Annotated in this window: 18 protein-coding genes; 2 read left to right on the top strand and 16 right to left on the bottom strand. The window is 64.8% G+C overall.

From position 1 onward, the window contains the following. The 11 genes from secF to murA form a co-directional block, all read right to left on the bottom strand. Positions 1 to 885 (bottom strand): protein translocase subunit SecF (secF, locus tag ACLL97_RS06265; RefSeq protein WP_411279627.1); only part of this gene is annotated, 885 nt, incomplete at its 3' end. 7 nt (positions 886 to 892) lie between these two features. Next, entirely contained in the window at positions 893 to 2,557 is a 1,665-nt protein-coding gene (gene secD, locus ACLL97_RS06260; RefSeq protein ID WP_411279626.1) for a protein translocase subunit SecD, read from the bottom strand. 77 nt (positions 2,558 to 2,634) lie between these two features. Then, positions 2,635 to 3,603 carry a bifunctional riboflavin kinase/FAD synthetase gene (locus tag ACLL97_RS06255; RefSeq protein WP_411279625.1) on the bottom strand — a complete coding sequence of 323 codons (969 nt, stop codon included), beginning with the start codon at positions 3,601 to 3,603 and terminating at the stop codon, positions 2,635 to 2,637. Next, complete coding sequence (gene truB, locus ACLL97_RS06250) at positions 3,600 to 4,505, bottom strand: tRNA pseudouridine(55) synthase TruB (protein WP_411279624.1); 906 nt, start codon at positions 4,503 to 4,505, stop codon at positions 3,600 to 3,602. The genes ACLL97_RS06255 and truB overlap by 4 nt, the downstream gene beginning before the upstream one ends. 52 nt (positions 4,506 to 4,557) lie before the next feature. Next, complete coding sequence (rbfA, locus tag ACLL97_RS06245; protein WP_411279623.1) at positions 4,558 to 5,010, bottom strand: 30S ribosome-binding factor RbfA; 453 nt, start codon at positions 5,008 to 5,010, stop codon at positions 4,558 to 4,560. 9 nt (positions 5,011 to 5,019) lie between these two features. Beyond that, the gene (infB, locus tag ACLL97_RS06240) at positions 5,020 to 8,007 is read right to left on the bottom strand and encodes a translation initiation factor IF-2 (RefSeq protein ID WP_411279622.1); all 2,988 of its coding nucleotides are present in this window, start codon (positions 8,005 to 8,007) and stop codon (positions 5,020 to 5,022) included. A gap of 9 nt (positions 8,008 to 8,016) precedes the next feature. Then, complete coding sequence (locus ACLL97_RS06235; protein ID WP_411279621.1) at positions 8,017 to 8,397, bottom strand: L7Ae/L30e/S12e/Gadd45 family ribosomal protein; 381 nt, start codon at positions 8,395 to 8,397, stop codon at positions 8,017 to 8,019. Beyond that, a complete protein-coding gene (nusA, locus tag ACLL97_RS06230) occupies positions 8,394 to 9,710 on the bottom strand; it encodes a transcription termination factor NusA (RefSeq protein WP_411279620.1) in 1,317 nt (438 codons plus the stop codon). Before nusA ends, ACLL97_RS06235 begins: the two co-directional genes overlap by 4 nt. Before the next feature lie 9 nt (positions 9,711 to 9,719). Beyond that, entirely contained in the window at positions 9,720 to 10,226 is a 507-nt protein-coding gene (gene rimP, locus ACLL97_RS06225) for a ribosome maturation factor RimP (RefSeq protein WP_411279619.1), read from the bottom strand. 117 nt (positions 10,227 to 10,343) lie between these two features. Further along, a complete protein-coding gene (locus ACLL97_RS06220) occupies positions 10,344 to 11,057 on the bottom strand; it encodes a polyphenol oxidase family protein (protein WP_411279618.1) in 714 nt (237 codons plus the stop codon). Positions 11,058 to 11,070: 13 nt separating this feature from the next. Continuing rightward, positions 11,071 to 12,366, bottom strand: a complete 1,296-nt coding sequence (gene murA / locus ACLL97_RS06215) for a UDP-N-acetylglucosamine 1-carboxyvinyltransferase (protein WP_411279628.1) — start codon at positions 12,364 to 12,366, stop codon at positions 11,071 to 11,073. 166 nt (positions 12,367 to 12,532) lie between these two features. Here murA and ACLL97_RS06210 point away from each other — a divergent pair, with 166 nt between their 5' ends. Both ACLL97_RS06210 and ACLL97_RS06205 read left to right on the top strand, forming a co-directional pair. Next, the gene (locus ACLL97_RS06210; RefSeq protein WP_411279617.1) at positions 12,533 to 13,102 is read left to right on the top strand and encodes a hypothetical protein; all 570 of its coding nucleotides are present in this window, start codon (positions 12,533 to 12,535) and stop codon (positions 13,100 to 13,102) included. A 7-nt stretch (positions 13,103 to 13,109) separates the two neighbouring features. Then, entirely contained in the window at positions 13,110 to 14,048 is a 939-nt protein-coding gene (locus ACLL97_RS06205; protein ID WP_411279616.1) for a zinc dependent phospholipase C family protein, read from the top strand. On the opposite strand, the gene gatB is transcribed toward ACLL97_RS06205, so the two are convergent. From gatB to ACLL97_RS06180, 5 genes are read right to left on the bottom strand one after another with little or no spacing between them, the layout of a single operon-like run. Beyond that, positions 14,017 to 15,480: an Asp-tRNA(Asn)/Glu-tRNA(Gln) amidotransferase subunit GatB gene (gene gatB / locus ACLL97_RS06200; protein ID WP_411279615.1), complete on the bottom strand. Its 1,464-nt coding sequence runs from the start codon at positions 15,478 to 15,480 to the stop codon at positions 14,017 to 14,019. The genes ACLL97_RS06205 and gatB overlap by 32 nt on opposite strands. Next, positions 15,477 to 16,889 carry an Asp-tRNA(Asn)/Glu-tRNA(Gln) amidotransferase subunit GatA gene (gatA, locus tag ACLL97_RS06195; protein WP_411279614.1) on the bottom strand — a complete coding sequence of 471 codons (1,413 nt, stop codon included), beginning with the start codon at positions 16,887 to 16,889 and terminating at the stop codon, positions 15,477 to 15,479. The genes gatB and gatA overlap by 4 nt, the downstream gene beginning before the upstream one ends. Then, positions 16,886 to 17,206, bottom strand: a complete 321-nt coding sequence (locus ACLL97_RS06190) for an Asp-tRNA(Asn)/Glu-tRNA(Gln) amidotransferase subunit GatC (protein ID WP_411279613.1) — start codon at positions 17,204 to 17,206, stop codon at positions 16,886 to 16,888. The genes gatA and ACLL97_RS06190 overlap by 4 nt, the downstream gene beginning before the upstream one ends. Beyond that, positions 17,207 to 19,636, bottom strand: a complete 2,430-nt coding sequence (locus tag ACLL97_RS06185) for an ATP-dependent helicase (protein WP_411279612.1) — start codon at positions 19,634 to 19,636, stop codon at positions 17,207 to 17,209. It abuts the gene before it with no gap. After that, positions 19,633 to 20,784 (bottom strand): sensor histidine kinase, encoded by a 1,152-nt coding sequence (locus ACLL97_RS06180; RefSeq protein WP_411279611.1) that lies wholly within the window; start codon positions 20,782 to 20,784, stop codon positions 19,633 to 19,635. The genes ACLL97_RS06185 and ACLL97_RS06180 overlap by 4 nt, the downstream gene beginning before the upstream one ends. Between the last annotated feature and the right edge of the window lie 12 nt (positions 20,785 to 20,796).

Raw genomic sequence — 20,796 nt, 5'->3', positions numbered from 1 at the left:
CAACGGACCGGCAACGTAGATCGACGAGAACGTGGCCACAAAGACGCCGAACGCCATGACCCAAGCGAACGGACGGATGACCTCGCCGGCGATGAAGAGCAACGCCAGCGTGGAAGCTAGGGTGGTGGCGTGTGTCATGATCGAGCGCGGCAACGTTTCGTTGATCGCGCGGTCGAGTACGCTAGCGAGCGTTTCACCCTTTGCACGCTTCTTCAAATCTTCGCGAACGCGATCAAAGATGATGATCGTATCGTTCGCGGAGTATCCAAGCAGGGTCAGGATGGCGGCGACCACCGTGAGCGATACCTCGATGTCGAACATCTTGATGAACGCGAACGTGACCAAAATATCGTGCGCCGTGGAGAGCACGGCGGCCGCACCGAAGCGCCAGTCGAAGCGGATCGCCAGATAGATCAGTGTGAACAGCGAGGCGATCAGCATGGCCGTGAGCGCGCCGGCGCGCAATTCACTGCCAACCTTTGGTCCGACGGCTTCGGTGCGCACGACGGTGACGTTACCGGCGCCGAACTTCTGGTCGAGCGCGGCGGCGATCGACTTGGAGACCCCTTCAGCTCCGGCAGCCTGCGCTTCCACCTGCCGTTCGTCGCGGGCGCGGATAGTGTACTCCGTGGCCGCGCCGAACTGCTGGATTTCCGTGCCGGTGATTCCAGCATCGTCGAGCGTACGACGCAGCACCGCAACGTCGGGTGCCTGCTTGAACTGGACCTGCATCAGCGTCCCACCGGTAAACTCGATGCTGTATTTCACACCGCCGGTGATACCGAAGGTGACCAGTCCCGCTACGATAAACGCGATCGTCAGGCCGGCGGCGATGCGCCAGTGCTTGACGAACTCGTACTTGGTGTTGTGAAAGATTCGCAGCATGGCGTCCTCAAATGCTCAGCGTCTGGTTGCCGCGCGTGCGGCTGAGCCAGATCATGAAGAAGGTCTTGCTCACGAAGATCGCCGTGAACAGAGAGGCCACGAGGCCCGCAATGAGCGTGACAGCAAAACCGCGCACCGGACCGGTGCCGTACTGATACAGCACCATGCCGGACAGGATCGTGGTCGCCGAGGTGTCGACGATTGCACTGAGGGCATGGCGAAAGCCTTCGTCGATGGCCAGCCGGTTCGACTTGCCGTGGTCGAGCTCTTCGCGAATGCGCTCGAAGATCAGGACGTTGGCGTCGACGGCGATACCGATAGAGAGCACGAAGCCCGCCAGTCCGGGCAGCGTCAGCACCGCATGGAAGCCCGCCAGGATGGCGAGCGTGTACACGAGGTACAACACCAGCGCGGCAACCGCGAGGATGCCCGCGAAACGATAGTAGCCAATCATGATGACGACGATCAACAGGAACGCGGTCGCCAGGGCGAGCGCTCCCTTGTTTATCGAGTCGGCCCCCAGGCTCGCTCCGATGCTGCGGACCTCCGCCACCTTGAGCGGGACGGGCAGCGCACCGGCACGCAACACGAGCGCGAGATCCTGCGCGGCCTGCAGCGTACCGCCTCCCAGTGTGATCTGGCCGTTACGACCGATCGCGCTGTTGAGGACGGGCGCGGTGACGACGCGCTGGTCAAGCACGATGGCCATGTTGTCCTTCACATGCTTACCGGTTTCGACCTTGAAACGGCGAGCGCCTTCGTTGTTGAGCGTGAACTGCACCACGTTGCCTTCCATCGGATCGGTGGAGGGACGCGCGTCGGTGAGCACTTCACCGGTAATGATGGGGCGTGAGTCGAGCACGTAGAGCGCGAAGAAGCGCTGGGTGCCCGACACGAGCGAATCCACGCCCCACCGCATCACCTTGCCCGGGGGCATGGCGTTTTGCATGGCGGGCAGCGCGAGCGCGCGCTCGACTGCGGCGTAGGCCGCTTCCGGCACGATGTACTGTCCGGGAATCTGTCCCGGCTGCACGTTCGTGCTGAACAGGCCGCCGGCAACCGCGACAGTTCCAGTATCGGCTCCCGTGGTCGCCACGGCCTTCCCAGTCGAGTCCTTCGTGGAATCGGACTTCTGAGTGAGCAGCGAGGTGACACCAACCTTCTTGGTGGTGTCGCCTGACGTTTTGGCCGCCGACGCGACGGCGAGTCCAGCGTTCTTGGCAATCTCGTCGAAACGCGGCATCACCTTCTCGAACGCCTGCGTCTTATCCGTGATCTGGAACTCGAGGAAGGCCGACTTCTGCACGACATCCTGCGCGCGTTCTGGGTCGTCGATGCCGGGCAGTTCGACGATGATGCGCTCGGTGCCGGCCTTCTGCACCACCGGTTCAGACACACCGAACTCGTCGATGCGCTGACGCACGACCTTCAGTGCGCGATCGAGGGCCTCGGACTTGTTGGCGACCGCCTGCTTGGACTCGTCGACCTCGAGCGTCAGGTGCATACCGCCTTGGAGATCCAGACCTCGCTTGAGCGGCACGCGACGCACGGTGTCGTACACGAAGACGCCGTCGCGCTTCACCCGTTCGATGACGGTGCGCGGAAACAGGGCCCACGCGGAGGCCGCGAGGAGTCCCACGATGAGCAGGATGCGGTACTTCAGGTTCGCCATCGATGCCGGTGGCCAGAGGTAATGTCAGCGCGTCAGGAAGCCAGACGCGAGAAACGGCGCGAAGTACGCCTAGCCTCTTAACTTAGGGGTCCGGTGCTCGTGGCGGTAGCCAGTCCCTGCAGAGTGCCACGGGCGGCGACCTCGTCGAGGGCGAGTTGCGCCCGCAGGGCGTCGATTCCGCTAAACGGCTTGGTATCCCGGATGCGCGCGATCAGGTCGAGCCGGATCGGCGCCCCGTACCAGTCGTGTGTGACATCGAATACATGGGTCTCGATCCGGCGCGAGGTATCCCCGAAGGTTGGCCGTGGGCCCAAGTTGAGCATGCCGCCGAACGGTCCCTGCGGCGTTTGCACCCGAACGGCGTAGACGCCGTCCGGGGGGAGCAATTTCCGAACGGAAGGTGGCGGCAGATTGAGCGTTGGATAGCCGATCAATCGCCCCCGTTGATCGCCGCGAATGACCGTGCCGGCGAGACTGTAGGCGCGGCCCAGTCCGGCCGCCGCGGTGAGCAGGTCGCCCTGTAGGATTGCGGCCCGGATGGCCGTCGACGAAATGGCGTCGCCGTTGGCGGCGTGTACCGGCGGCAGCACGGTGACGCCGAACCCTCGAGAGGCGCCGAGCGCTTTCAACACGTCGATGTCGCCGAGCCGCCCGCGCCCGAACCCGTGATCATGCCCCACGAGCAGCTCGGCGACGCGGAAGCGCTCGATGAGCACGGCATCCACAAACTGCTCCGCTTCATACGACGCGAGCGTGGGCGTGAACGGGAGTACGGCGACATAGGAGACGCCGCACTGCGCGAACATCTCGAGCTTCTCGTCGTGCAGCGTAAGGAGCGGCGGCGCGGCCGACGGACGCACCACTTCGAGCGGATGCGGCTCGAACGTCACGACGACGCTGGGGCGCTCAGTCGTTGCGGCCAGCGCGGCGAGTCGGGCCAGGACATCATGATGGCCGCGGTGCACGCCGTCGAACGTGCCAACCGTTATAACGGCACCGGACTCGCCGATCGGCAGCCCGACGGGATCGGACCACACCGACGTCATTCGGCGGCTTCCTCACCCAGCATCACGACGCGCGGTTGCCACCAGTCACCGACCGCACGCTCAGCGATCGCGACCACCGTGTCGTTCCAGAGGAGCGCGCCGCGTGGTCCGGCCGTGGTGGCGGCAACTCGCCGGCCAAAGCGAAGGGCGGCGATTCCCGCCTCGTCGAGCGGCTCATGCGCTATGGCTCCCAGGGCGGACAGCGGTGAGCGCAACACGACCCGGCCATCAATGACGCTACCGGGCTCGAGCCGTTCGAGCGGCTCCGCATCGGCCACGTGCGCCGCGCCGCTGGATACGCGACGCAGGCGCTCGCAGTGCGCCGCACTACCAAGGGCGCGTCCGAGATCTCGTGCCAGCGCGCGGATGTACGTGCCTCCGCCACAGGTAATGCGCACGGAGAGAGAGTCAGGCGAACTGGCCAGCCACCCCCAGTGCATCACGTTCACCAGAACCGGGGCCAGATCGACGACTGCACCGCGTCTCGCCAAGGCGTATGCTCGTTCTCCGTTCACGTGTTTCGCGGAAAACGCCGGGGGCACCTGCGCGAGTTGACCGGTCAGCGCCGCAATCGCGTCGCGGAGAGGGGGCGCATCAGGTTGCGCGAGCAGGTCGGCGACGGGGGAATTCGCCTCGCGAGTGACCTCACCCGTGTGATCGTCAGTGTTCGTCTCGTAACCGAAACGGATGACCGCGTCGTACACCTTCGGCTCGCCGACGACATAGGGCAGCAGGCGCGTGGCCGCATTGACGGCCATCACCAACAATCCGGTGGCGAAAGGGTCGAGCGTGCCCGCGTGGCCAACTCGCTTGGAGCGCACCGCACGCCGCACGACACTGACGACATCGTGCGAGGTCATCCCGGCCGGCTTGTCCACATACAGCAGTCCAGACGTCATCATGACATCGCGCCCACGCCCGCCTCAGCGCACCATCACGCCGAGCGGGTCATGGTCACTTTGTGGAGGGCGATGGGCCCGACGGGCCGGGAGCATCCCCGGCCGTCGAATCGGCGTCGTCCATGGTTATTTCCACGGCCTCACTTGCCACCGCATCGCGATCGGTGCGGATCTGCGCCAAGAGCTGTTCAATGCGCGATGCCTGCGCAATGCTCTGGTCGGCTTTGAAGTGAATCTCCGGGGCGTTCCGCAGGCGCAGCGTCTTGCCGAGCATGGAACGCAAGTGCGACGCGACGCTTCCGAGTCCCTCGAAGGTCGCCTTGACGGCGGCCTCGTCTCCCATCACGCTCACGAACACGTTTGCGTGCCGAAGGTCGCGTGTCATCTCCACCGCGGTTACGGTGACGAAGCCACGAATTCGCGGATCCTTGGCGCCTTCTGCAAGGAAGGTCGCCACTTGTTCGCGAATCGATTCGGCTACGCGGTCAGGTCGCCGCGGTTCGCCCATACTGCCTCCTCAGGACTTTGCAGCCTGGTCGAGAGTACGAGCCACTTCTTCTGTGCGGTAGCATTCGAACACGTCGCCGATTTTGACGTCGTTGAAGTTTTCGATGCCAATGCCGCACTCGTAGCCTTCCTTCACCTCGTTCACATCGTCCTTGAAGCGACGCAGTGACGCGATGCCGCCGTCGTAAATCTCGACGCCGTCCCGGATGACGCGCATACGTCCCTTCCGGTTCATGTTGCCAGAGCGCACGATGCAACCGGCGATCGTTCCGACGCGCGCGACCTTGAACGTTTCGCGCACCTCGGCTTCGCCGTACACCACTTCGCGCGACTCCGGTCGGAGCATGCCTTCGAGCGCGGCCTTCACGTCAGCCACGGCCTCGTAGATGATGCGATAGAGCTTGATATCCACGCCTTCGCGCTCGGCCGCGGCGCGGGCATTGTTGTCGGGTCGGACGTGGAAGCCAATGATGATGGCCCCTGACGCCTTCGCGAGCAGAATGTCCGTCTCGGCAATCGCCCCGACACCGCGATGCAGGATTTCCACCTGCACTTCGGGGTTGGAGAGCTGACCGAGGGCGTCGGCCAGCGCTTCGGCCGGACCACCTTGGTCGGCCTTGATCACAAGGCGCAACTGACGCTTCTGACCAGCGCTGGTCTGCGACATGAAGTCTTCGAGCGACACCAGCCCACGCGTGCTACGACGGCTCTTCGCCTCGCGATCGAGACGCTCACGACGCTGCGCGATGTCACGCGCTTCGGAGGCATCTTCGACCACCAGCAGTTGATCGCCGGCCATCGGCACCCCGCTCAGACCCAGGATTTGCACTGGAATCGCGGGCCCTGCGGACTTCACGGGCTTGCCACGCTCGTCGAGCATGGCACGCACGCGGCCAGAGTAGATGCCGCAGATGTAATCGTCACCGACCTTGAGCGTGCCGTTCTGCACGAGTACGGTCGCAACCGGCCCCTTCCCTTGGTCGAGCTGTGCTTCGACCACCGATCCGACCGCGCGACGCGACGGATTGGCCTTGAGTTCGAGAATGTCGGCCTGCAGCAGGATTTGATCGAGCAGTTCGTCGATGCCGGTACCCTTTTTCGCCGAGATCTCGGAATGCAGCACGGTTCCGCCGAATTCTTCGAGCACGACTTCGTGCTGCAGCAGGTCCTGCTTTACCTTGGCGATCTGCGCCGTGGGCAGATCGACCTTGTTGATCGCAATGATGATCGGCACGCCAGCGCTCTTCGCATGCGAGATCGCTTCGACGGTCTGCGGCATCACTTGGTCGTCGGCAGCAATAACGATGACGACGATGTCGGTGACCTGAGCACCACGGGCACGCATGGCGGTAAACGCTTCGTGGCCTGGCGTGTCGAGGAACGTGATGGTGCGCTTGTTCGCGACCTCCACGTGATAGGCGCCGATGTGCTGCGTGATGCCGCCGGCTTCGCCAGCGACCACGTTGGCCTTCCGGATGTAATCGAGCAGCGACGTCTTACCGTGGTCAACGTGACCCATGATCGTGACGACGGGCGGGCGCGAACGGAGGTCTTCCGGCGCGTCCTCGATCTGCTCTTCCTGCAGATCAGCGGCGTAGTCGCTTTCCTTCACGGCCTGGAAACCGAACTCACCGGCGATGAGTTCGATCTGGTCGAAGTCGAGACGCTGGTTGATGGTGACCATGAGACCGAGCGTCTTGAACGCAAAGCCTACGATCTGCGTGGCGGACACGCCGAGAATTTGAGCGAGTTCGGAGACCGTAATGAACTCGTTGACGCGAACGGTTTTGCGCTCCTTCTCCGCCGCGGCAACGCGCTGCTCCTCCATCTCGGCCCGCATATCAGAACCGAAGCGACGACCACCACGGCCGCGCGTTGACGCGCCGCGCATGGCGGTCATCGTCTTCGTAATGTTGGCCGACACCGCTTCTTGGTCGACGGCTCCGCGCTTGCCCTTCTTGCCACGACGCTGCTGGCTCTGGGCGCTGGCGGCGATGCCAGTGCCTTGACCTGCCTGTCCGGGCTGGCCACCCTGGCCACCACCTGACGCTCCCCCTGGGCCGCCCTGCGGGCCACCGGGGCGACGATCATCTCGGCGCTGCCCCTGACCGAGTCCACCACCAGGTGCGGCCGACGCGATGGGACGCGCTCCTCCAAAATTCGGCGACCCGCCCATGCGGCCCGGGCGCGGCGCACCAGGAACGACAGGACGTGGACGCGGACGATCGGCCGGCAATGGACCCGACGGTGCCACTGGTGCCACGGCGGTCGGCGCTGCCGTAGCGGGAGCGACCGGCGCCGGCGGCAGTGGACCCGCGGCTGGGCGCTCGACGAGTGCGACCGGTCTTGGCGCGACCGGACGCTGGACGGGTGCGGCGTCCTTCCGTGCGAACGCGACCGGCTTCGGCGCCGGCGGCGTCACGATGACGGGCGGTTCAGCGCGTACGGGAGCGGGCTCGGCAGCAGCAGCGGCCGAGAGCTCGGCAGCGCGCTCGACGGACACGTGTTCGATGTCGGCGCGGACTTCGGGTGCCTGCTCGACCGGCACCTGTTCCAGCACCGGTTCAACCGAACGGCTCACCTGAACCGGGGTCGGCTCTCGCTGCGATTCCGGGGCGGCGGCTTCGGCCGCGTGGCTTTCATCCACGTGGACGTCGCCCGCCGCCGGTTCACTGGAGTGGGCGTCGACCTCAGCGGCACGCCGACGACGCACCGCGGGCGCGGGCGCTTCTGCCTCGACCGCCGGGGCCGGAGCATCTGGTGCCGCGGCGGCTCCCGTGCGACGGCGGCGAGGAGCGGCGGCCGGTGCGGGCTGCGCCTTTTCGGCGCGCACGCGCTTTTCGCGCTCCCATCGGGCGCGAATACGGGAAACCTGATCGTCGGTCAGCAGCGACAAATGGCTGCGAACCGGAACGTCCATCTGGCGCAGGAGCGCGATCACCTCGTCAGCCGAGATACCGAACTCACCCGCCATGTCATGCACACGAAGCTTGCTCAACCCGTCCTCCTAACGCGAAACGCGCGTCGCGTCGCCTGCCGGGGTTGCCCCGGCCACGGCGCTACGGATACCGCGCGCCAGCGCTTGATCTACAATCCCGATCGCCGCTGTCGTATCCCGCCCGACAGCACCGCCCAGCTCGGCCGCACTCGGCCACTCCAACGTTTCGATGCGACGGGCCCGAAGGACCGGCACGACCTTCTCCAGCGAGTGGCGCGAGACATCACTTGCGACCACGGCCAGCACCACTTTGCCCTTCCCAGCTTCGATGGCGACGCGTTCGGCGCCCACCACGATGAGCCGACCGCGCGCTCCCAGTCCGATCAACCCGAGCACCTTTCGGCGCACCGCATCATCGAGCGTCGGCGCGACGCGGGGTTCGTCGGTCACTCGCTCGCACTCCCCGCGTCGCCTTCCTCTTCTGTAGTGAGCTCGTCGATGATGGCCATGATCCGATCGGCCTCTTCAGGAGCGATACCGGGCAAACGCAGGAGGTCGTCACGATCGAGATCGAGAATGTCGTTCAGGGTGGTGAGACCGGCTTCCGCCAACACGGCGACCGTTCCGATTTCGAGCCCTTCGATCTCGTTCAGCAGGACATCGGCTTCTTCCTCCTCGGGCAACGGCGCGAAGAGCGGCGCTTCTCCGCCCTTCTCCATCCACTCACGGCTCGAGTACAAATCGATCTTCCATCCAGTCAGCTCGGACGCCAGGCGCACGTTCTGACCATTGCGGCCGATGGCGAGCGAGAGTTGGTCTTCGTCAACGACGGCTTGAATCGTCCGCGACACGGCATCACTGAACACGCGCGCGACGCGGGCCGGAGCGAGCGCCAGTTTGGCAAAACGCTCCGGATCGGGCGACCAAGGCACGATGTCGATACGCTCGCCACCGAGTTCGTTCACAACTGCTTGCACGCGCGATCCCTTGAGCCCAACGCAGGCGCCGACTGGATCGACGGCGTCGTCACGGGACGTAACGGCAATCTTGGTCCGGCTGCCGACTTCACGGGCGGCGGCTTTAATCTCAACGATACCCTGCTGAATCTCGGGTACCTCGAGTTTGAACAACGCCTGTACGAACAGCGCATCGGATCGGCTCAGAATCAGACGCGGGCCCTTCGGCGTGTCCTCGACACGCTTGAGGACCGCACGGACCGGCTCACCCTGATGGTAGTGCTCGCGATGGTTCTGCTCGCGATACGGAATGATTGCTTCCGCTTCACGGAACTTGTTGAGCATGACGACAAGCTTACCGCGCTCGATCTGCTGCACTTCACCCGAGAGGAGGTCTCCGACCCGGCCGGCGAATTCGTCCCGGATGCGTGTGCGCTCACCTTCGCGCACGCGCTGGACGATCCGCTGTTTGGCGGCCTGAACGGCGGTGCGGCCGAATTCATTGAAATCGACCTCGGTTTCCATCACGTCCCCGATCTGGAACTCCGGGTCCATGAATCGCGCCTCTTCAAGCGGGACTTCACGAGCGGCATCGGTCACGTCTTCCACCACCGTCTTGAGCAGCACGATGCGGATAGCGCCCTTCTCCTCGTTGATCTCGACTTCTGCCTGCACGGTGGCCCCGTGCTTCTTAGCCAGGGCGGCATGAATGCCGTCCTGGAGAAGCCCGTGCAGCTCCTCGCGCGTGATCTGCTTCAGATTCGACAGTTCACGGAACGCTGCGAGAATTTCCGCTGATCCGGCCATCCGTCTCCCCTATCGTTTCCAGTGAAACGCCAATCGCGCTTGGGTGACCTCGACGAGTGGGAGTTGGAACTCCCTCCCCTTCGGATCACGCACCAGCGCGACTTCGGCGCCTTCCTCGCCATCCAGCGCAAGGATCTCGACTTCCTGTTTACCCCCCGCCAGCGCGCCGCTCGTTACCGTTGCCCGGCGTCCGACGAATCGGCGCCAATCTGCCGCGGTTTTCAACGGCCGGTCTGCGCCCGGCGAAGAAACTTCCAATACATACTGCTCTCCGACCAATGCTTGAGCTTCCAAACGCGCTTCCACCGCGCGGGATGCCCGGGCACAGTCTTCGATCGTCACCTTCGTGCCGTCGCGCCGATCGATTCGAATCTCGAGTACCGGACGAGAGCGTGAGCCCCCGCGTCGGATCTCCACCAAATCGAAACCAAGCGTGTCAAGCTCTTGTGCGACAATGGGTTCGACGATCTCGCCCACCTGCACATCTCCAGTAAGAACCAGAAAAAAACCAAACACCGAAGAACAAAAAAGTGTGGGGACCTTCCCCACACTTCACCCACCCGCACTGGGCGGGCGAAATTCACGAAGGAGTTACTACGTAGACCGGTAAGCTACGCCCCACTCCCTACAAGGTCAAGATGACTGGAGCGCAATGACGCCGAGTTGCCGACCCTGATCCCCGCCGCGATGGCTGAAGAACCGGTCGGAATGACATCGCGTACAGGCCACGCTGGTTGAAACTTGGGTAACTCCGCGGCGCCAGGCCTGTTCGCGCAGTACGTCGCGCACATCGAGCGGACCCTTCGCCTCGGTCGGCACACCGTGCACCGCGCTCAGGACCTCAGCTCCGACTTCATAGCACGGGCCGCAAATGGACGGTCCCAGATGCACCACACACTCGGGAGCGGGAAATCCCAGTGCCTCGAGCTCGTCGAGCCCGACATCAAGGATACGCGCCGCCGTTCCGCGCCACCCGGCGTGCAGCGCCGCGACCGCTCCCCCGGGGTGTGCGATGAAGACCGGGGTGCAATCGGCGATGGTGACGGCCAGTGCCGTGCCGGGCGTGGTCGTGACGTGTCCATCGACGCCGCGCAGACGCAGCCACCCGCGCCAGCCGCCACCGTGCCGCTCCACAATCGCCCCGTGGATCTGATGCGCCGTCGCGAGACGCGCGATCCGGAGCGCCCCAAGTTCGTCCTGTAGCCCTGCCCATCGATCCATTACCGGGCCAACAGGTTCGTGCGATCCCATGCCGAACGAGCCGTCGGCGCGGGTCGTGGTCCACGCCAACACGCCGTCGGGCATACCCGGCACCGACTCCGCCGAAAGAAGCGGCCTCAGACTCATGAATGTCCCTTGATCAGCGAGCGCTCAGTTCGACGCGCCGAATCTTGGCGCCGAGGGCACCGAGCCGTTCTTCGATCCGCTCATAGCCACGTTCGATCTGCTGGGCGTTGTTGATGACGCTTGTTCCGTCCGCACAGAGGGCGGCCAGCAGCATCGCCATGCCGGCGCGGATGTCGGGCGATTCCACCGTACTGCCGCGCAGTTTGGTGGGACCGGACACGATCGCGCGATGCGGATCGCAGAGCACGATGCGGGCGCCCATGCTCACCAGCTTATCCGTAAAATACAGACGCGATTCAAACATCTTCTCATGCATCAGGATCATCCCTTCGCACTGCGTCGCGGTGACGATGGCAATCGACATGACGTCGGCGGGGAACGCGGGCCACGGCTGATCCTCGAGCTTCGGTACGTGCCCCCCAAGGTCGGTCTGAATCACGCGCGACTGCTCGGCGGGTACAATCAGGTCGTCGCCATCGATGATGCAGGAGATGCCCAGACGCTCGAACCCCATGAGCGTGCTGCGCAGATGTTCGACGCCGGCGCGTTGAATACGAATCTCCGAGCGGGTCACCGCGGCAAGTCCGATGAATGAGCCCACCTCGATGTGATCGGGACCGATCTCGTGGGTCGCACCGCCGAGCGGCATGCCGCCTTCGATGGTATAGACGTTCGATCCGATGCCGTCGATGCGCGCGCCGAGCGCCACGAGGAAGCGCGCGAGATCCTGCACGTGCGGTTCACTCGCCGCATTGCGCAGCACTGTGCGTCCGGTGGCGGCGACCGCGGCCATCAGCGCATTCTCGGTGGCCGTGACGCTGGGCTCGTCGAGGAACACGTCGGCACCAATCAAAGCCTTGGCGGTGAAGCGAAACCGCTCACCCAGTTCGTACTCGGCCCCGAGCGCCTGCAGTACGTGGAAGTGAGTGTCGAGCCGTCGGCGGCCGATGACGTCGCCGCCCGGTGGCGACAGCGTGACGGTGCCGCAACGCGCGAGCAGCGGCGCAGCGAGCAGGATTGACGCGCGAATCCGTGCGCACATCGGCGGATCGAGATTGGCCGCTTGCACCGACTTCGCGTGGACACGCAGCGAGTTCGGGCCGTTCCACTCACATTGCGCGCCCGTGCTGCGGACGAGTTCGACGAGCGTCTCGATATCCCGAATGCGAGGCACATTATGCAGCTGTACTGGCTGATCGGTGAGCAGCGTGGCGGCAACGATCGGCAGCGCGGCATTCTTATTGCCTGCTGGTCGGATCGAGCCACTGACACGCTGACCTCCTTCGACAATGAACTGGACGGCGGACATGCACTCGGGGTTGAACGCGGCGATTGAACGGAGCGATCGGGCGATCGGAAGGATAGCAGCCGCGAAAGCGTCACGCACGTCCTGAAGTTCTTAGACTGGTCGCCGATCCTTCGATCGAGCGCTCCGACCCCTTCCCGACTCTGCCGGAAACCCTTAGATCACCCTTATGACCTTTGTCAGTGCGTTGTCTGCGCGGCTCCTGCAGGCCGCAACGTTTCCGGACACCATCATCGCCCGTACGATCCCCGAGCGAGGCATGCTGGAGTGGACGAGCGGTGTCCTTCAGCTCGTCGTGCTTCTGCTTGGGATCGGCGTGCTGATCGCCACGATTCTGCTGATCGTCTCGATGCGCGCCGGGGTGCGGAAATTCAACGAAACGGTCGATCGGCTCACCACAGAGACGAAGCCGTTGCTGGCGAACGCGACGGCCATCGTTGGCGATGCGCGGGAAGTGGTGGCGATGCTCCGGACCGATGTGGAACGCGTGACGAATGCCGCCGAGGCCTTCAGCGAGCAGCTGCTCGATGCGGCGGAAACGACGGCTCGGCGCGTGGACGATGTCAATGCGGTGTTGGATGTGCTGCAGGATGAACTGGAAGACACTGCGCTCTCGGCCGTCTCGGCGATTCGTGGTGTTCGCGTGGGCGCTGGTGAACTGACGGCGGGACTAAGCCACCCGCGGCCGCGTCGTACTTCTGTCCCTCTGGATGCTGACGACGACGACGACGACGACTGAGTGCTCGGTGCTGCGACGCCATGGCGCGTGGATAGCCGGGAGTCTCGCCGTGTTGGTGGCGCTGGTCTGCTTCCCCACGGACGCTTGGGCGTGGACGCCCGGCACTCACGTATTCCTGGGTGACGCGCTGCTCCGCAACCTCTCGCTCGTACCGTCCACGATCGCGGAATTGCTGGCTGCCTATCCCACGGACTTCCTGTACGGCTCGATCGCGGCGGATACGAGCATCGCCAAGAAATACGCAGAGGTCGGGCGTCACTGTCATTCGTGGCGTGTCGGCCTCGAGATCCACGATGAAGCAGAACCGCCGTCGTTGCGGGCGTTTGCCCTCGGATATCTCGCACATCTGGCGGCCGATGTCGTGGCGCACAACTTCTTCGTACCGCGACAGCTGGCCGTGACCTCGAGCACCACCGCAATCGGCCACAGCTATTGGGAGAGTCGGATCGACACGCATCTGGGCGATCCCTGGCCGCGGCGCGCACGCGAGTTACTGACGGTCGATCATTCGCCGGCCGATCAGCATCTCGATCGCATTTTAAGTCCCACGCTATTCGGCACACCGACGAATCGTCGCATCTTCCGCGGCATGGTGTACGTGACCGACACCGACTCATGGCAGCGCATCTTCCAGCTCGTTTCGGAGAAGAGCCGATGGGATTTGAGCGATGCGGAAGTCAGTCGGTACATGGCGCGCTCGTTCGACTATATCGTGGATCTGTTCAATCGCTGGGACACCAGCGATGCGTTTCGCTTCGACCCATCGGGCGACAGTCCGCTGCGCGATGCAAAGAAGGTCCGTCGTCAGGCGAAGCGTGAGGGCGGTGATGTGCGAGCGGCGCTGGAAGCCGACCGGATGTTCGGCATGCCGGTGACAGAACTCCGGCATGCCGCGTCGCTCCCGACGCCGCTCTTTACTCCGCGCGAGCGGCCAGTAACTGATTGACTTTTTTCGGGTCGGCGGAGCCCTTCGACTTCTTCATCACTTGGCCGACCAAAACGCCTTGTAGCTTTCGCTCGCCAGCCATGAAACGCGCGGCCTCGGTGGGCGACTCAGTGAAGACCTCGTCGATCCAGGCAACCAGCGCGGAGTCGTCGGTAACTTTGAGCAAGCGCTCGCGTGTCGCGAGCGCCAGCGGCTCGGCAGGATCGCGTTCCATGAGCGTGAAGAGCTGACGGGCGGCCGTGTTGGAGATATCGCCCTGCGCCTCGAGTTTAATGAGCGCGCCGAGACGCGCGGGATCGACCGCGTGGTCGACCAGAGCGCCCCCTGAGGCATTCACGGCGGCGAGCACGGGGCCAAGCATCCAATTGGCCGCACGGCGCGCGTCACCCGATGACGCGGCGACCGCTTCGAAGCGATCAGCCAAGGCGCGATTCACGATGAGTTGATCGATATCCGCGGCGCCAAGTCCGAAGTGCGCGGCGAATCGGTCGCGCTTCGCGGCCGGCAGTTCAGGAAGTACGTCGCGCTGCTGCTGCACGAACGCATCGGTGAGACAGAGCGGCGGAAGATCCGGCTCGGGAAAGTAGCGGTAGTCGTGGCTACCCTCCTTGCTGCGCGCGGAGCGCACTTCATTGCGCTTCTCGTCGTAGAGCAGCGTCTGCTGCTCGACACGACCGCCACTCTCCAGCAACGCGCGTTGCCTTGCGAACTCGATCTCGACGGCGCGCTCGGCTGACGAGAATGAGTTGAGGTTCTTGACCTCAGTTTTCGTGCCGAGCGTTTCGACGCCGCGCGGACGGATGGAAATATTCACGTCGACACGCAGCGAGCCCTCTTCCATGTTCGCGTCGGAGACCTCGGTATACTCGAGGATCTGCTTGAGGCGGCGGAGGTAGCTCACGGCATCGGCCGCGGAGTGAATCTCGGGCTCCGACACGATCTCGATGAGCGGCGTACCGGCCCGGTTCAGATCAATCGCGGTGGCGTCGCGGAAGCGATCGTGCACCGATTTCCCCGCATCCTCCTCCATGTGCACCCGATGCACACGGATGGCGCGCGGCGGCCTGACCGTGTCATCGACGACAATCGTCCCCCCGGTCGCGATCGGCTGATCGAACTGCGAGATCTGATAGCCTTTCGGCAGGTCAGGATAGAAATAGTTCTTGCGCGCAAACACCGACGTGCCGTGCACGGTGCAGCCCAGCGCCAGTGCGGCGCGCGTGGCGAGTTCGACGGCGTGCGCGTTCAACACCGGCAGGGCCCCCGGCAATCCGAGGCACACCGGACAGGTGTTGGTGTTGGGTGCTTCGCCGAACGAGGTCGCGCAACCGCAAAAGATCTTGCTGCGCGTTTTCAGCTGGCAGTGTACTTCCAGCCCGATGACGAGCTCCCAATCAATGATCGCACCGGTGGCCGCAGGCGTCGAGCTCATGCTCCGCCCTCCATTTCCATGGCATGCTCGAGGGCCGCCGCCGCCCTGAACATGGTGGCTTCATCGAAGCGGGCCGCCATGAACTGTCCGCCAACCGGGAGTCCGTCGACACGCCCGATCGGCTGTGACATGGCGGGGATGCCGGCAAGGTTGGCCGTCACCGTGTAGATGTCGCTGAGATACATGTCATACGGATCCGAGACTTCACCAATGCGGAACGCCGGCGTAGGTGCGGTCGGCGTGAACAGCACCTGCACGCCCGAGGCGAAGACGCGGTCGAAGTCCAGTGTGATACGCGTGCGGACGGCCTGCGCGCGTCGATAATACGCGTCGTAATAGCCCGCACTGAGCACGTAGGTGCCAAGCAGAATACGACGCGTCACTTCGGCGCCGAATCCGCCCGAGCGCGTACGCTCGTACATCTCGCGCAGTCCATCAGCATCTGCACGTGATCCGTATCGCACGCCGTCGTAGCGCGCGAGGTTACTGGAGGCCTCTGCCGGCGCGAGCACGTAGTACACCGGGATGGCGAGCGCCGTGTGCGGCAGTGAAACATCCCGAACCTCGGCGCCGAGCGCGCGCAGGCGTTCGAGCGTGGCTTCGCAGTGGGCGCGAATACGGGGATCGAGGGCGTCGGTGAAATACTCGACCGGGCGACCCACCACGAGACCGGCGAGCGGCTGCGCGCTATCGACGAGCCATGCAGACTCCCGCAGTGCAGGCACCGGACGCGCGGCGCAGGTGGCATCGTAGGGGTCCTGACCGGCGATGATTTCCACGCCGAGCGCGGCATCGTAGACATTGCGCGCGAAGACGCCGACGTGATCGAGCGACGACGCATAGGCAACCAAACCGAAACGGCTGACGCGCCCGTAGGTGGGCTTGACGCCGACGATGCCACAGAAGGCGGCCGGCTGGCGCACGGAGCCGCCGGTCTCGGAGCCGAGGGCGAGGCGGACGACGCCGGCCGCGACGGCCGCCGCGGAGCCTCCCGAGGAGCCACCCGGCACCCGCGAGCGATCGACCGGATTCAACGTGGGGCCGTAGGCACTGTTTTCCGTGGACGACCCCATGGCGAATTCATCCATGTTCGTCTTGCCGATCACGATGGCCCCGGCGTCACGCAGCTTCCGCACGGCGGTCGCTTCATACGGGCTGACGTACCCCTCGAGAATGCGCGATCCGCAGGTGGTCGGCAGTGTGAGCGTGGCGAGGTTGTCCTTAATGGCGACCGGCACCCCGGCGAGATCGGCGGCACTCCGGCTGTTTGCCATCGACTTGGCGGCGGCCAGCGATCCGTCGCGATCGACGGAAAGGAACGCGTTCAGACCGCTGGGACCGGCGTCAACGGCGTCGTACTGCGTCCAGGCCGCTTCGACTGTGTGCGTCTTCAGGGAGTCCACGCTCATGTGTTGCTCTCCGAGGCGGACGCGCCGGCATCGCCGTGCGTGGCCAGACGAGGCACCAGAAAGAATCCGTCGCGGGTGGCCGGCGCGAACGCTTCACGCGTGCGTTGTAGGGCAACAGGAGGTACGTCGTCGGCGCGAAGCGGCATTCCCGCCACAGCGCGCTCACCGAGATCGGAGGGAAGCGTGGCCTGCTGCAGTGCATCGATGTGTCGCAGGATGCCGTTCAGTTCAGCGACGAGACCCGGAAGCCGTGCGTCGTCGATCGCGAGGCGCGCGAGCTGCGCCACATGGAGCACATCATCGTTGGAGACCGACACCTACTCCCACCCGCGTTCGAGTTTGGCCTGCGCCAGCACCAGGGTTTTGCGACCGATGTCGTCGTCTTCGAAATCGATACGCACCTTCAAGTCACGCCCACTGCCGGTGAGTTCGGCGATCGTGCCCGAACCGAACTTGGCGTGACGCACCTTTTCGCCGATAGCGAACATCGGCGCATCCTGCGACTCGTCTTCCGGCTCGGTGGGGCGATCACGTCGTGCGGGCGTGGAGAACGACCCGGCAGTCTTGTCGAATGCGGAACGACCCGCGCCGTACGACGCGCTGCCGTATTGACCAACGGATCGCTTTGCCCCGCCGCCGCCACTCGCGCTGTAGCTGCTGCGTCCCCACGCCTCGTCACTGTCGCGTCCGGACTGCCCACCACCAATCGAGGCAAAGCCGCCCCGACCTTCAGACTTGGCGCGCGCGGTCTTCTGCCGTTCAGCCAGCGAGATGGTGACCTGCTTGAGAAAGCGCGACGGCATGGAGAACATCATCTCGCCATTGCGCCGTCGCTGCTCGGCGCACGTGAGGTACAGCTTTGTCTCGGCGCGGGTGATGCCCACGTAGAACAACCGGCGCTCCTCTTCGAGCTGACTCGAGTCCTCAGCCGCGCGCGCCAGCGGGAAGAGACCGTCTTCGAGGCCGGACACGAACACGAGCGGAAACTCGAGTCCCTTCGCGTTGTGCATCGTCATGCAGGTCACGGCGTCGGCATTCGGATCGAGCTTGTCGATTCCGGCGACGAGCGTGGACGACTGCAAGAAGTGATCGAGCGGCGTGAGTCCGACTTCACCACCTTCGTCGGCCACGACTTCAGCGGCACCGGCGATGAGCTCGCGCACGTTTTCAATGCGCTCCAATCCCTCGGGCCCTTCGGCGCGCAGGTGGTCGGCATACTTGATCGACGCGGCCAGATCACGCAGCAGTTCGTCGACGGCCGAGTCGATGGCAGCGGCGCGCAGTCGCTGTACGAGCGACACGAAATCCGTGAGGGCCGATCGGGCGGCGGGTCGTAATTCCGCCATCACGTCGGTGCGCGACGCGATCGTGAGCAGCGGCACGCCATCGCGCTGCGCGCGCTCGACCAGCAGCGCAATGGTGGCGTCGCCAAGTCCCCGCTTGGGCACGTTCACGGCCCGGCGGAACGCCTCGTCGTCGGCGGGATTCGCTACCAGCTTGAGATACGCCATGATATCGCGGATCTCACGACGATCGTAGAAGCGCACCGCGCCGACGAGACGATACGGAATATTGCGTCGACGGAACGAGTCTTCGATGGCGCGGCTCTGGGCGTTGGTGCGATAGAGCACTGCGCAGTCGCGCCGGGACAGGTCGGAGCGCGCCATGCGCGCGGTGATCGTATCGGCGATGAAGTCGGCTTCGTCGCGCTCATCGAGCGTTTCGACGAGCGTGACGGTTTCCCCGGCCGGTCGCGTGGCGCGCAGCGTCTTGCCGCGCCGCTCGGTGTTCTCGGCGATTACGGCATTGGCGAGCGCGAGAATGTTCGGCGTGGAGCGATAGTTCTCTTCGAGGCGCACGACGCGGGCGCCGGGAAAGGCACGCTCGAAGTCGAGGATATTGCGGATATCGGCGCCGCGCCACCCGTAGATGGATTGGTCGTCGTCGCCGACGACCATCACGTTGCGACAGCCGCCGCCCATGAGCTGCACGAAGCGGAACTGCGCGGCGTTGGTGTCCTGATACTCGTCGACGAGCACATATTTGAAGCGACGCTGATAGTGCGCCCGCAGCGCGTCGTCCTGCTCGAGCGCGCGGACGGGCAGCACCAGCAAGTCGTCGAACGTGACGGCGTTGGCCTGGTGCAGCGCGTGCTCGAGATCGGTGTACACGCCGGCGACGGCCGTGGTGAAGGTATCGCGCGCCGTGCGCGCATACTCGCTGGGCGAGACGAGCGCGTTCTTGGCACTCGAGATCGCACTCAGGATCGCCTTCGGCGCGAACTGCGCGGGGCTGAGCTTTCGACGCTCCATGACCCGCTTCACGGCGCCGATGGTGTCGTCTTCGTCGTAGATCGTGAAGTTCTGCTCTCGCCCCACGATTGGAGCGACACCGCGCAGCATGCGTGCGCCGAGGGCGTGGAAGGTGCCGCACCACATGCCCTTCGGTTCGTGTCCGAGGAACTTGGCAATTCGGGCCCGCATCTCGCCGGCTGCCTTGTTCGTGAACGTGACCGCCAGGATCTCGTGCGGGGCGACGCCACGATCGCCGATGAGTCGAGCGATGCGAGTGGTGAGCACACGGGTCTTGCCCGACCCCGCGCCCGCGAGCACCAGCGCCGGACCATCGTCATGAAATACGGCCTCGCGCTGGCCGGGATTGAGGCTTTGCGTCAGCGCTTCGAGATCGAGCGCCGGTGCCGCAGGCACCGCGTCAAAAAGGGAACCGGACCAACCCGTCGTCGTCATCCGTTCAAGATAACGTCGAACGCCGCTCCGCGGTCGGTGTCGGCGAGTATCAGCTTGCCCTCGTGATTTTCCTGTACGATGCGCCGCGCGAGCGAGAGTCCGATACCCCACCCACGATCCTTCGTGGTGAAGCCGGCGTCGAAAATGCGCTTGCGCAACGTGCGGGGAATGCCGGGGCCGTCGTCCTGCACGCGAATGCGCACGCCGCCCTCCGGCAACGGAACCGCCGACACCATGACCTCTCCGTCGCGCCCGGCGAGCGCATCGATGGCGTTCTTGATCAGCACTTCCATGACCCACTCGAGCAACACCTTGTCGCCGCGGGTCATGAGCGGACCGTCGGGGTGCTCGCTGCGAATGCGCACCGTGCGAGCGAGCGTCGGCGCGCGCGCCGCAAAGTACGAGGCGAGCCGATCGACGAGCGCCGCGCAGTCCACCTGTTCGTCACGCGGCGGACGGCCGATCCGTTCAAATCGATGGGACACCCGCTCCAGCCGCTGCAGATCCTGCTCCATGGATTCGACGGCGCGCGTCGCAGTGGGGGTACTGACCATGTCACGCAGCAGCTCGAGCCATCCGGCCATGGCCGACAGCGGGGTTCCGAGTTGATGTGCGGCCTCGCGCGCCATACCGGCCCACACCTTCTCCCGATCGGCCCGCCCGCGCTCGATCAGCGCATAGATGCCGAATGCGACCAGCAGGCTGATGCCGATGGCCTGCAGGACGGGGATGACCTGCAGGCCGCGTACGATCGGGCTGTCGCCGTAGTGCACGCCGCCGACACCGGGCTGCAGGATCGGCGCGTTCTGCTCATCGAGATCGTTCACGAACGACTTCGTGCGCTCCCCGTCGAGCGGTTCATCGAACGGCAGATTGGCGACGGCCGAAACCCGGCCGTCGGGATCGGTAAGCACGAGGGGCAGCCCCGACTCACGGATCTGTTGGGAGAGCTCCAGCAACGTCACGGTGGGATCTTGCGTGGCGCTGGTATCCTGCAGCGCCCGAAAGATCCGCGAGTACATCTGACCCTGCCCCGCCGCCGCCATTCGCAGCTGGCGCACCACATGCTGCGTATACACCACGTACCATGTGAGCAGCCCAAGTACGCCGAGCACCATGACGACTACGGGCCAACGGCGACGGCGCATCGTGAGCGACGC

Origin of the sequence: Gemmatimonas sp. (assembly GCF_046594945.1) — a bacterium.
Taxonomy (GTDB): domain Bacteria; phylum Gemmatimonadota; class Gemmatimonadetes; order Gemmatimonadales; family Gemmatimonadaceae; genus Gemmatimonas.
This window is presented reverse-complemented; position numbering and strand designations above follow the sequence as displayed.